We start from the raw sequence: 12,248 nt of genomic DNA, 5'->3' as shown, positions 1-12,248 counted from the left end.
TTTCTGCCGGTTCCAAGTAAGTGGATCTATAGCGGTGTCTTTTTCGCAGCCGGCTACGGCCTCGCGATCCACGACGGGCAACTGCAATGGGTCGCCCGATCATCCCCCCGGCTGTTGGCCCTTGGCGCCGTCCTGCTCAGCACGTCCGTCCTGCTAGGAACCTGGGCGCTGGAGCATTCGCTCGGCGGGCCGACGCCCAATCACGCCGCCACGTTGCTGATGGCTTTGCTCACCGTCGCCGCGGCAGGCACAATCACGCTGGGGTCGATCGGAGCGAGCACGCGTTACATCACCCATGTTCCCCGTCCAATTCTGTACGTCGCGTCGGCTTCCTTTTGGATCTACTTGGTCCACCACCCGCTGCTCGGATTGATCCACTGTGACATCAAATGGCTTTGGCCCGCCGCATCACCGTTGGTGAAAATGAGCGTTTCCTTCTTCACCGCGACGAGTCTCTCTCTGTTGATGTACGAATCGTTCGTCCGCCGGACACGTTTCGGGCAATGGCTCGGGTTTAGCCACCGAGAAAAACCCAAGCCCGCAACCGTGCAAACGGACCAAGAAACGACGCTCCCGATCCCGCGCCGGGTCCCCGAGACGGAAACACGACGCGCAGCGTAAGCGATTTCTGAAATCGGCGGCTTCTGGTCGCAGGAAGATGGCGGCGGATTCGCGAGATGCAGGGGAGGGGCCCGGTTCAGCTTCGCTTCGGACGGCATGCGGAAACGGGCGAGCACGCTCTCGAATCCCTTCCGGCCGGCAAACTGTGGACCAACCTCGCCAATCGGCAAAGTTTGCCAAGATTCCTTAATCAGACGAACCGTCAATGTCGAAAAAGTCTGTACCGGGCGCGGTGTCGGCAAATTTCCGCGCGGGCACGGCGCCACTCAACGGCGACAATCAATTGACCTGATGCAACATCTGGAATCCTCATGATTCAAGACGCACTTCGACGTTTCGCGTTTTTGACCTGCTTCCTCTCTGTCGCTTTCTTCAGCTGCGGCTCGGGCGCCATCGGCGGCGATCGCACCCTCCGTCGCAAGCAACCCGATCGAAGTACCTATCAGCCGCCGGTGCTTGAAACCGACCACCTTGAATCCGTGACGGTCACGCCAGCCGAGGCCAGCCAACAAACCAGCCAACAAAGCAGCGGGCTGGTCGACGCGCCGTTGGACACACTGCCCCAGCCGCGACGCCGCGCCGAACCGGTCGTCAGCGAAGCGTCCTTGCCAGACCCGGTGGTCCTGTCAGAGACCGGAACGGCCCGATCGACGGTGCAGACGGTCAGCTATGAAACATCCAACCACCGACAGCAGCACGTCGCTCCGCAGCAGCACGCGGTGGAGACCTGCTCGTGTGAATCCTGCCGTAGCGGCGGTGCCCATGTTCCGCTGCCGCCGGCGATGCACCACAGCGTCGATGCGACGCCCTACGGTTTCGCCGGACAGGTGTTTGACGGCGGATGCGATGCGGCACCCATTTGTGATTCCCAGTTCTGCGACGGAATCTCCTGTGGTAGCGGCGGATGCGATTCGATCGGATGCGGTCCACTCGGTCGCTTCGGGCTGTCAGCGGATGACTGGTTCGGATCCGTCGAGTTGCTGTTGATGTTCCGCTCGGGCGATCGCTTGCCCGCGCTGGCATCCGATGGCTCTCTGGACGATACCGACACGCAAATCTTTGCCGGTCGCGAAACCGTTTTCAAAGACATGACCGCGGGTGGGCGGCTGACCGTCGGTGCTTGGCTGGACAATTACATGGACCGCAACATCGTCGCACGAGGCTGGTTCGCCGGGGAACAAACCTACGGATTCAATGCCAATCAAAACACGCACGCGACACTCGTCCGCCCGTTCTTCAACGTCACCGATGGCGTGGACCCGATCGACGACACGCGGATCATCGCGACGCCGGGTGAAGCCAGCGGCGAACTGAGCATCCGCGCCGACAGCAACACGTTCGGAGCCGACGTCTCGATTCGCCAGCTGTGGTACAAGCGCCAGGGTGCGACGGTCGACCTGTTGTACGGCTACCAATACATGGGAATGGATCAATCCCTTTCGATTTCAGATCGCGCGACCGCGTTGAGCGACGGTGCCCGGCCGATCGGATCGGTCTTGGCGACGTCGGATTCGTTTGATGTCGAAAACGACTTCCACGGCGGTCAGCTCGGCGTCGCGACCCACTACCGCGAAGGCTGTTGGTCGTTCAGTTCGCTGGCGAAAATCGGATTCGGATCCGTTCGCCGACGCGCCGTGTTGGCCGGTAGCACGTTCACCAGCATCGACGGCAACAATGCGACCAACCCCAACGGAATCTTAGTCCGCTCGACGAACTCGGGGACGCACAGTGACAACACCTTCGGCTGGGTTCCCGAATTGGACTTTACCCTCGGCTGGCAAAAGTACCCCTGCTTTGACGTCACGTTCGGTTATCACATCATCGCCATGACCGACGCCTTGGAGCTGAGCGGCGTGATCGACCCTGAATTGGCCGTCAACCTGGCCGATACCGCCGTCGGTGCACAACGCCCCACCTCGAACTTTCGCCACGGGACGTTCTATGTCCAAGGCATCCACTTCGGTCTGTCGTACATCTACTGATCCGACGCCTCCAACGGAACAGACGGCCGCACCACGCAAACACCCCAAGCACCTATTGAACCAAAAAGGTGTCGGACACCTTTTTCTCGTAAGTGAAGGTAATGAATGATGGCGGCCAAGGAACCCGTGGGATGTCAGCGTTTTGTGGACATGTGGGCGCTGCCGGGAGTCCACCCCAGCAACGTCGAGTTCCTTCAAAAGCTGAAAACAGCCGACACCAATCACTTCACCACGCACATGGATTGCGTCGGCACGGTCAACACGTTGGACCAGGAAACCGGTGACTGGGAAAAAACGCATCTGGTCGGCGTGCGAACCGACGTCTGGAAACCGGACGACGAGGAAATGCACAGTTGCTTGGACGCGATGAAGGACAAGCGGCGCAACGAGCTGAAACGTTCGATCAAACGTTCGGGGCGATTGAATGCGAAGCAGAAGCAAAAGCTAGAAGACCAACTCGCTGACGATGAAATCATGCAGATGCAATGCGACGACATCCAAACTCGTCGCCTGGTCTTGAAGCTGTTTCGCACCACCGGAGATCGCGTCCGCTGGGTCGGCACGATCGAAGAGGTCACGGCGACGGAAGTCCACAATTCGATCGGCACCGGCAAGCCCCTGCTGACGATGGCCGCGATGCTCTCGCGCAGTGATCTGGTCACCTACGTGCAACAAAACCACCGCACCTTTCGCATCCCGTCGCTGTTCAGCTTTTGCTATCACGACGGCCAACGGATGTGGAATCTGTTGCTGCGGCGCTATTGGCTATCGATCGGCGCAGATTTTGAGATCGAAGCCGAGGGACAGGGCATCGGGGAGATCGACGGCAAACTGTTCTCCTTCGGCAGTGACAGTCATTTGGTGTTGGATCCGCACCCGCTGGCCGCCCAATCGTCCTTCGTCGATCTGATCACGCTGTTCGCCGCCTCGGTCGGCTACCACCGCGCGATGCGAAAAAGCGTCAACCGCCGCGTGGAAGCCGCCCTGAACGGGGAATCCCACCGCAACCTGCTGCAAAACGAAGAACTACGCCTTCGCCAAAACGGTCGCGCCGCCGCCTGACACGTCCAATCAGGGACGGGGAGTCATCACGCTTGTTCATCCCCGCGATGGCAGAAAATCGATGACACGACCGTTAGGAAAACAGAACTGACGAAGCCGGGATCAGATCCACACCATTTTCTTGTCACCCATTTTCCTGTCTGCCATCATCCCGGCCCGCGCCCGATCAGAAATCCGGTAGCCCCGTGCCGTTTTCTTCTGTTCGTCTTCCCGCAAAATCAAACTGCTCATGGTGCGGAAAAGCGGGCAGGTACCAAGCCTGAATCAGATTCGTGTCATTCTTTTGTCACGCAGGGACGCGCCGTTCGGCACTGCATTTGCGTCCTCCGGGAACTCCGTCTCGCACCGTTCCGCAACCCCGACCGTCATGACGTTTGGCGGCAGGAACGGATCGCTGAACTACCACGGTGGTATCTGTTCGGCCAACGCATTGGCGTGAGACACATCCTCCCTCTCCATGCAGGAAAAAATTCACATGAAGACTTCATTTCGATTGATGACAGCAGGCGCCGCGCTTGCCTTGACGATCCCGATGGCATCGGCACAAAACGCAATCTCCGATGCGATCGAAGATCGGTTGAGCCCGGGGAACCGCATCGATTCGCGCGATTTCCAATCAGAAGACGCGATCCGAAGCGGAATTCGGGGTGCCACCCGCAGTGCGATCCAAGGGAACAGTTTTGACCAAGTTGTTCGCGATGGAATCAACCAAGGTCTGCAATCGACCTACTCCGATCGCCAACCAAACTATGGCCCGCAATACAACAACGGTTACGGACAGCCGTACAACCAGGGATACAACCAAGGACAGGGCTACGTTCAAGGCCGTTCCGCAACCGTCTACCGCGACGAACAAGGCCGTCTGTTTCATCTCGATGGCCAAGGCCGAGCGGTCTACTTCCCAGCGAATCAGCCTCAATATTCGCAGCAACCCAATCGTTCACAATGGAACGACGGCTACAACCAATCATATTCTCGGTCGTACCAAGACCAGCGGATGCAGTCCTCCGGGCAGGTGAATGCGCAAGCCTATGACCGATCACAATACCAAGCGGATCGCAACACGCAGTATTCCGCTCAAGCCAACCAAGGCGGGCGACTAGGCGTCGCGATCGAGGAAACCGACCAAGGAGTTCGAGTGATCCGCGTCGCACGCGGTAGCGCTGCAGCTCAGGCCGGAATTCGCGAAGGTGACGTGATCATCACCGCAGACGGACAAAAGATCGAGTCCGCCGGTTGGTTGAGCGAGCGAATCGCTTCGGCCGACGACAATGCTCAAGTGGCACTGACGGTGAAACGCAATGGCCAAGAGCAAGAATTGACCGCCACCTTGAATGAACAAAGCCACAGTCAATCTGGCGATCGTCGTTCAAACAACAACCGTCAACAAATGGACCGCGACCAAACGCAGTTCGCCAATCGAGTCGATCGTCTTGAACGCGAAATGTCAGAACTGCGGCGTGCAATCGCTTCGCTGCGTAGCGACCTGAACCTCAACCAGGCGACTGAACAGGATGCCAGCACTGAATCGGCAGCCAGCGTTCAGGTCGACCGACGCGACGCAAACCGACGAGGACAACGCGACAACGATCGTGCCGATCAATCGAGTCGCGACGAAACCACGCTCGATGTCCAAAGTCGTGTCGACGGATCGAACGACGCCGCGGATGCACGTTCGAACCGCCGTAACAATCGCAACCAGAACGCTAACACGGACGCCGAACTCAATGCCGACGCTGAAATCAATGCGGACGCTGAGGTCACCGGCGACACCGAAGTCGAAAGCAACACCGAAGTCGAGTCCGCTGTCGAGTAATCACGACAATGACGCGTGATGGATCATCGCTTCGACCAGGCACCCCGGACATGTTTCGGGGTGCCTTTTTTTTGATTCCTGCCGAAGACCTCATGGATAGGATGGAAAAACGACGGGCAGCAAATTAACAACGTCGGAAACCAGACAAGAAAATGGGTGACAAGAAAACAAGCAGAGCACCGCAGACCAAGCCGGGGTCGGATCCCCACCCTTTTCTTGTCACCCATTTTCCTGTCGACGTTCTCCCCAGCCCTCGCCCGATCGAAAATCCGGTAGACTCGTGCCGTTTTCTTCTGTTCTTCTTCCCGCAAAACGAAACCCTTTATGTCGCTCTCCATTCGCTCTTTCGGTGGGATCACTCCGCGTCTGGGCAAACGCGTTTATATCGATCCGGCGGCCACGGTAATCGGCGACGTGGAGTTGGGTGATGATGCCTCTGTCTGGCCGGGGGCGGTGATCCGCGGCGACATGGAGCCGATCAAGATCGGCGACCGCACGAATGTGCAGGACACCGCCGTCCTGCACACCACCCATGACGGTGATTTCAATCCCGGCGGATGGCCGTTGACGATCGGCGACGACGTGGTGATCGGCCACCGCGCGATCCTGCACGGCTGCACCGTCGCCAACCGCGTTCTGATCGGCAACGGCGCCGTGGTCAACGATGGCGCCGTGATCCCCGACGAAGTCATCGTCGGGGCCGGCTGTGTCGTGCCACCCGGCAAGACGCTCGAAAGCGGTTTCGTGTACGTGGGCAACCCTTGCAAACAGCTCCGCCCCGTCAGCGAAAAAGAGGTCCGCTTTTTCCTCTACTCGCCGGCCCACTACGTCGAGATCAAAGATCAGTATCTGGCCGAAGCGGAAGGCCAGTGACGCAAACCTGCCTTGCGTTGCCCCACGGAAGTGCCAAGGTTGGAACCAAGACATTTTCCTGTCACCCATTTTCCTGTCGACCTTCCGCTTGTCCCCCATCGAGGCAAGCTGGAAGCTTACCCCACGGTCATACCGGCCACCGCGTCGCGGATTTTGGTGACCAAGGAATCATCCAGGTCGCTGAGCATCGGCAGCAGCGGACCGGTCGCCGCGATGCCGGCTTCGGCGACAGCATGATGCAACACGCGGATCGGGCTGTACGTGTTTCGTAAATCTTCCAGCGGCAAGAACCACTGTCGAATCGACTCGGCGGTTTCAAAATCACCGGCTTGGATCGCGCGGAGCATTTCCATGCTGCGTGCCGGCGCGACGCAGACGCATCCGCTGGTGAAACCGGTGATGCCGAAGTCACGCAGGTGCACGATGGCGGGTTGCTCGCCGATTCCGCTGACCATCCGCGAGGCCGGAAAGACGTCGCGGATTTCATTGAGATAATCGTCGTGGCTGGGATCATCCCGAACGACGGCGTACTTGATCCACGAGATGACGCCGTCGCGGTGCAACGCCTCGACCCATTGGGCATCCAGCCAACGGTCAAATTTCAGGTACAGCACCAGGGGTTTGCCGTAGCGTTCGGCCAGCAGACGAATGCCGGTCGCGATGCCTTGCTGGTCCACGACATCACGCGCCGGCAGCAACATCGCGGTGGCAAAGTCATACTCGCGCAAGATATCGACTTGATCGACGGCCAATCCGTAGGCCGGGCCGATCGAGGGCACGACGGAGGTCTGGTCGCCGGCGGTTTCACTGAGCATCGTCAGGGTCTTGGCGTACTCGCTGAGCCGCATGTGATAGAAGACGGCGTTTCCACCGTACAACAACGAGCGGATTCCGCCGTCTTCGAGAAACCGAATCAGTTTGGCGTTCTCGACGGAACAGACTTCGCCATCACCGTCACGCGCCAGCGGCGGCACGGCGAAAACACTTTCGGACAAATGGCTGGGATCAAACGAACTGGTAAGCATGGTTTCAGTGCAATCCGGGAATCGGCATGGTGACGCGGTACAGACCGGTGCGGGCGGTGACAAACATGGTTTTCCAATCGTCGCCACCGAAGCAGACGTTGGCCGGCTGCTGGGGAAACGAGACGACGCCGATCTGTTCTCCGGCGGGAGAAAAGATCTGCACACCGATGTGGGTGGTGATGTAAACATTGCCTTGAACATCCAACGCGATCCCGTCGGCGCCGGTTCCCGATTTCCCTTCGGGTTGCTCCACGGTGCAGAACGTTTTCGGCGGAGACAACTTTCCGGGTCCGGTGACCTCGTAAACCAGCATCTCGGCCTGTTGGCTGGGACAGACATAAAGACGTTTCCGGTCGGGCGACATGCCGATACCGTTGGGCGCGGCCAAACCCTCGGTGACGCGAGAGACGGTGCCGTCGGAGGCGATGTAGTAGACCGCCTGAACGGTTTGCGGCAGCGGCGTGGGGGCGCGGAACAGCGGGTCGGTGAAATAGATCCCGCCCTCGCCGTCAACGGTCAAATCGTTGGGCGCGTTGAATCGTTTGCCATCGTACTGCGACGCCAACACCGTCGCGTTGGCGTGTTCGTCATAGCGAACGACTTGGCCATCCATTTGACAGGCCAAGATGCGTCCGTCGCTGGGGATCAAGATGCCGTTGGTGTGCTTGGAGTCACCGGTGAACAGGCTGATCGATCCGTCGGGGTGGAGCCGGTGGATGGCGGAGTTGGGAATGTCGGTGAACAACAGCGTTTTGGATTTCGGCTCCCAGGCAGGACCTTCGGTAAACGCGAATCCGTCTTGAACCAATTCGACCTTGCCGGTCGGCTTGATGGTCTCGGACGTGTCGCCCTGAGTCGTGTCATCTTGAGCCGACACGAGCGGTTGCCCGATGGCTAGCGCTGCGAAACCGACCACCAACGCGTAGAGAACAGAATGCAGATTCATTGTGGGTGCCTCACGTTAAAAGTTCCTGTCGAAGCCGTTCAAAATAGTCCAACATTGGTCGCGGCACACCGAGCGAATCGATCACGCCGGAGTGACTTTGCACGTGCCGTTCGTTGTCCGCCCAACCGTCCCAAACGATCCCATGCACCACGTGCTTGGCGAGCAACGTGCGGACGATCGGACCGGCGATGCGAAGCTGGTTGGTCGACAATTCCAATGGATTCGTTCCGCTGATCAACGTCGACTGTTTGCACATCGCTTTCTCGTCTTCGCCGGAACCGCCGGGGATCGTCAATTGGACCAACATCGGCATCCCCAACGTCGCCCAGCGGTCAATCATCTGGCCGAAGTCGAGCGCCGACCGTGGCAACGTCGCATCGCTGGAATAATTTAATCGTACGTCCAGCCCGACGCCCGCCATTCCCAACCCGCTGCGTGCGAGTGCATCGGCAAAGTGCAAGGCGGAAATCCCATCACGGTGCTTTGCCAAGTATTCGCCGAAGGGCTGATCAAACGAAATGATCGCCGGCGTATTGGGATCGATGCGGCGGACGGTTTGCAGCACGGCGACGGCGAGCCGCATGACCTGCTCATCGTCCAACGCGATCGGCCCAGGCGTATTCAACCCCGCGGCACAATTCCAAAGCTGCACCGAACCGCGATAACGTTCAACCACCCGCTGCGTGTAATGCGTGATCGATTGCACAAACGAATCAAAGTTGTCTTCGATCAGATACATCCACGGCGGCATCAGCTCTTTGCGAAAGTCAATCAGCGGCCCTGCCAAGACGCGAATCCCACGCTCGACGCACCACTGAATCGTTCGATCGCTGGCTTCAAACTCGAAACGCCCCGCTTCGGATTCGATCGTCCCCCAGTTCAATCGGACCGCCGCGCAATTGAATGCTTTCTGGAAACGCGAACTCAACGCGGAACGGGTCGGAGACGGCGGGATCACACTGCCGGCCAGCAGCGTGCCGAGTTGTGGTTCGCGCTGCTTGCGATAAGCGATCGATTGGAGCGCGAACGATTCACCGAGATCCGCGATGGCCTGCTCGAGTGTGGCGATGGCTTGCAAGGCATGCCGAGAACATTCCTGCAGATCCGACCGCGCTTCGGCCGCATCGAGAAACTGCGACGTCCCCCGCGCGACCAGCTCCGGAAATCGATCTCCCAGCGATAGCCCCGCCCGTTCCCAATTGCTGGACTGTTCCCGTGCCCGATAACAACTGCCACGCGCCAGTTCCAGGTACAGCAGATGCGGTTGTTCCTGAGGCATCAGCGAGCAAGTGGAAAGCGTTCGATAACCGAGCCCCTTCGTCGGACAGGTCAAATACAACTTCCCCGAGGTGTCGACCGGTCGCGAAATCGAAAGAACGCCTCCCTGGACGCTGTTCTTGCATTCCCACGGCACACCTTCGATGCCACAGATGTACGCATCTTTCCACAGCGTTTGTTTCAACAACTGGGTCGAATCGGATGGGACAGCGAAATGAAATTGCCCCATGGTGCGGGCCAAACAATCCGGTTGCGGGATGGAAGAGGCAAAGGTCAAAATCCAGACTGGCAGAATCCGGAATCGGACGCCAGTTTACCGACTGATCGTGTCGTCCGCGACCATGGCGACCCGACCGTCACGAAACGCCACTGGTTGGCAGCGGCGCCAGATTCTCGACAATACGCCAGTCCAATCGGCCGCTCCCGCAGCCGGCGCCCCAGGCGGGAACGACAGACCACTCCCAACCCCGAAGAATCGCCGTGACGCAGCCCGCTGAATCGAAGTCCGAATCGCTGTACGAATTCGACGATGCCGGAGCGCTACTGCAGACAAATCTGCCGCTGCCTCGAAAGAGCGGGAAAGTTCGCGACCTGTACGACTTGGGCGACGATTTGCTCGTCGTCAGCACCGACCGCATCAGTGCGTTCGACTTCATTTTGCCGTGTGGGATTCCCGAAAAGGGCCGCGTGCTGACGCAGATGAGCGCATTCTGGTTCAACCACCTTGGCGTCCGACATCACCTCAAATCGACGTCCGTCCCCTCGGATTTGTCCGCCTCGTTTGACACCGGCCCGCTGGAAGGCCGCATCATGGTGGTCGAAAAGGCCGAGGTCGTGCCGTTTGAATGCGTCGCGCGGGGGTACCTGGAAGGCAGCGGCTGGCGGGAGTACCAGGAGACCGGCGCGGTCTGTGGCAACAAGCTTCCCGCCGGGCTACGCCAATGCGACCGACTTCCCGAGCCGATCTTTACCCCGGCGACGAAGGCCGAAGAAGGCCACGATGAAAACGTCAGCATCGGGCGGATGATCGCGGACCTGGGCAGCGATCTCGCGCTGCGTCTGCGAGCCGAAACACTGAAGATCTATTCAGCAGCAGCCGACCACGCCCGCTCGCGAGGGATTTTGATCGCCGACACCAAGTTTGAATTCGGCTTGGTCGACGGCGAGGTTGTTTTGATCGACGAAGTCCTGACGCCCGATTCGTCGCGTTTCTGGGACGAATCCGTTTACGCCCCCGGTGCCGCCCAACCCTCGTTCGACAAACAATTCGTCCGCGAGTGGCTGTCACAATGCGGCTGGGATAAACAAAGCGACCCGCCGAAGCTGCCCGACGACATCATCCGGCAGACCGCGGCCAAGTATCGCGAAGCGTTCGAGCGTTTGGCATAGCCGCGCAGTCGGGTCGTCCGCCGACAGCGATGTCGAACAAGCCAAAACCGCTCAATCGACATTGAGGGGCGCCGCTCGCGCTGGCGCGAACCGGCTGATGTCAGTTGATGATCAGCCGTTTGGTGCGGGGCCTGTGCTCAACGCTATGAAGCATTGATTCCCTGCGCTTTACGAGGTGTCAGCGGCATTGAGAACAAACCCGCCTGCTAGCGGACCTTGCAGTGGTCCAGGATCTCGTCGGCGCCGGCGCGATAGCCGACGTAGAACGGCCCGAATTCCGCATACTTGGCACTGGCGATGTCAAAACGCATCTTATAAACGATGTCCTTCAGGTAGTCCGGGTTGCGGGCCCACAGCGTGACCATCCACTCCCAGTCATCCAAGCCGACACCGACGGTGATCAACTGAGACACCTTGCCGGCAAAGGCGATCCCGCTCTGAGCATGCTCGGCCATCATCTTGTTGCGATGGCTGAACGGTTCGGTGAACCAGTTGGCTCCCGGCACGCGACTCTTGTTCATCGGATAAAAACACGCCGCCGGCCAATCGGGAAACTCCGGACGCAAACGCTGCTCGTTCATCATCGGCAAACGTCGCTCATAGGCGGCCACCTTGGCTTTCAGCTCGTCGGATTCCGGGTCAGCCCCTTCCGAGATCAATCGATCCCGAAATCGCTCGATCGTCGGAACATATTCGCTGACTTCGCTGATCGAGACAAACGACCAAACCCCTTCGATGAATTGCCCCAACGGAGGTGCGATCAACGACTGGTGAATCGCATCGACCTTCGCCGGGTCAGGGTCCATGACGATCAATCCAAAATCAGCCTCGTGTCCGCTGATCCAATAGCTGGCGATCCGCTCGGGAGCCACATCGTCCGGCGGCGACAGTGCCGCACAAAACTGCGTCACGCATTCCGGCGTCAACGGCGCCGCCATCGCTTCACGACGAAATCGATAAAAGAAGTGACCGCAATGCCAACCGTTTTCGGGAATGGTCGAGGGCTCGGGAAGCGGGGCGGCGTGTGGACTGGGACGACCGGACATAGGCGAAGAAACGCTAGTGGACGGGGGGGAAGGAATGGCAATCGCGAGGACGCGGTGAACGATTATCCCAGCTTTGCCGCTGGCGCGCAAGCCCCGTACCTTTTCACCACGCAACGGCTTCAGAGCCAGCAGGCGCCCTCGCCAGAGACGATCGCGTCGTCACGGCGGGAGGCGTTGCGGGGACGCACACGTAACTCGCGCCACTGGCTG

General features: G+C 59.3%; 10 protein-coding genes. 6 read left to right on the top strand and 4 right to left on the bottom strand.

The window, feature by feature from the left end:
• The 5 genes from ABX749_RS07195 to ABX749_RS07175 form a co-directional block, all read left to right on the top strand.
• A partial coding sequence (locus ABX749_RS07195; RefSeq protein ID WP_372895374.1) for an acyltransferase family protein occupies positions 1 to 621 on the top strand: 621 nt, incomplete at its 5' end.
• A 311-nt stretch (positions 622 to 932) separates the two neighbouring features.
• The gene (locus tag ABX749_RS07190; RefSeq protein WP_372895373.1) at positions 933 to 2,603 is read left to right on the top strand and encodes a BBP7 family outer membrane beta-barrel protein; all 1,671 of its coding nucleotides are present in this window, start codon (positions 933 to 935) and stop codon (positions 2,601 to 2,603) included.
• A gap of 105 nt (positions 2,604 to 2,708) precedes the next feature.
• The gene (locus ABX749_RS07185) at positions 2,709 to 3,665 is read left to right on the top strand and encodes a hypothetical protein (RefSeq protein WP_372895372.1); all 957 of its coding nucleotides are present in this window, start codon (positions 2,709 to 2,711) and stop codon (positions 3,663 to 3,665) included.
• A gap of 475 nt (positions 3,666 to 4,140) precedes the next feature.
• The gene (locus tag ABX749_RS07180; protein ID WP_372895371.1) at positions 4,141 to 5,481 is read left to right on the top strand and encodes a PDZ domain-containing protein; all 1,341 of its coding nucleotides are present in this window, start codon (positions 4,141 to 4,143) and stop codon (positions 5,479 to 5,481) included.
• Positions 5,482 to 5,805: 324 nt separating this feature from the next.
• Complete coding sequence (locus tag ABX749_RS07175; RefSeq protein WP_372895370.1) at positions 5,806 to 6,354, top strand: gamma carbonic anhydrase family protein; 549 nt, start codon at positions 5,806 to 5,808, stop codon at positions 6,352 to 6,354.
• A gap of 116 nt (positions 6,355 to 6,470) precedes the next feature.
• Here ABX749_RS07175 and ABX749_RS07170 read toward each other — a convergent pair whose 3' ends face one another.
• From ABX749_RS07170 to ABX749_RS07160, 3 genes are read right to left on the bottom strand one after another with little or no spacing between them, the layout of a single operon-like run.
• Positions 6,471 to 7,379 (bottom strand): dihydrodipicolinate synthase family protein, encoded by a 909-nt coding sequence (locus ABX749_RS07170; protein WP_372895369.1) that lies wholly within the window; start codon positions 7,377 to 7,379, stop codon positions 6,471 to 6,473.
• A 4-nt stretch (positions 7,380 to 7,383) separates the two neighbouring features.
• Entirely contained in the window at positions 7,384 to 8,325 is a 942-nt protein-coding gene (locus ABX749_RS07165) for an SMP-30/gluconolactonase/LRE family protein (RefSeq protein ID WP_372895368.1), read from the bottom strand.
• A 10-nt stretch (positions 8,326 to 8,335) separates the two neighbouring features.
• Positions 8,336 to 9,787, bottom strand: coding sequence for an endo-1,4-beta-xylanase (locus ABX749_RS07160; RefSeq protein WP_372895367.1), 1,452 nt, complete (start codon positions 9,785 to 9,787; stop codon positions 8,336 to 8,338).
• A gap of 296 nt (positions 9,788 to 10,083) precedes the next feature.
• Between ABX749_RS07160 and ABX749_RS07155 the strand changes: the two genes are divergently transcribed.
• On the top strand, positions 10,084 to 10,992 hold the full coding sequence (locus ABX749_RS07155) for a phosphoribosylaminoimidazolesuccinocarboxamide synthase (RefSeq protein WP_372895366.1): 909 nt from the start codon (positions 10,084 to 10,086) through the stop codon (positions 10,990 to 10,992).
• Positions 10,993 to 11,198: 206 nt separating this feature from the next.
• Here ABX749_RS07155 and hemQ read toward each other — a convergent pair whose 3' ends face one another.
• Complete coding sequence (gene hemQ / locus ABX749_RS07150) at positions 11,199 to 12,038, bottom strand: hydrogen peroxide-dependent heme synthase (protein WP_372895365.1); 840 nt, start codon at positions 12,036 to 12,038, stop codon at positions 11,199 to 11,201.
• Between the last annotated feature and the right edge of the window lie 210 nt (positions 12,039 to 12,248).

The organism is Stieleria sp. (assembly GCF_041595215.1).
GTDB lineage: Bacteria > Planctomycetota > Planctomycetia > Pirellulales > Pirellulaceae > Stieleria > Stieleria magnilauensis.
This window is presented reverse-complemented; position numbering and strand designations above follow the sequence as displayed.

Coding starts and splice junctions, on each gene's coding strand:
- ABX749_RS07175 (WP_372895370.1), top strand. CDS start 5,806: ATGTCGCTCTCCATTCGCTCTTTCGGTGGGATCACTCCGCGTCTGGGC.
- ABX749_RS07185 (WP_372895372.1), top strand. CDS start 2,709: ATGATGGCGGCCAAGGAACCCGTGGGATGTCAGCGTTTTGTGGACATG.
- ABX749_RS07190 (WP_372895373.1), top strand. CDS start 933: ATGATTCAAGACGCACTTCGACGTTTCGCGTTTTTGACCTGCTTCCTC.
- ABX749_RS07165 (WP_372895368.1), bottom strand. CDS start 8,325: ATGAATCTGCATTCTGTTCTCTACGCGTTGGTGGTCGGTTTCGCAGCG.
- hemQ (WP_372895365.1), bottom strand. CDS start 12,038: ATGTCCGGTCGTCCCAGTCCACACGCCGCCCCGCTTCCCGAGCCCTCG.
- ABX749_RS07170 (WP_372895369.1), bottom strand. CDS start 7,379: ATGCTTACCAGTTCGTTTGATCCCAGCCATTTGTCCGAAAGTGTTTTC.
- ABX749_RS07180 (WP_372895371.1), top strand. CDS start 4,141: ATGAAGACTTCATTTCGATTGATGACAGCAGGCGCCGCGCTTGCCTTG.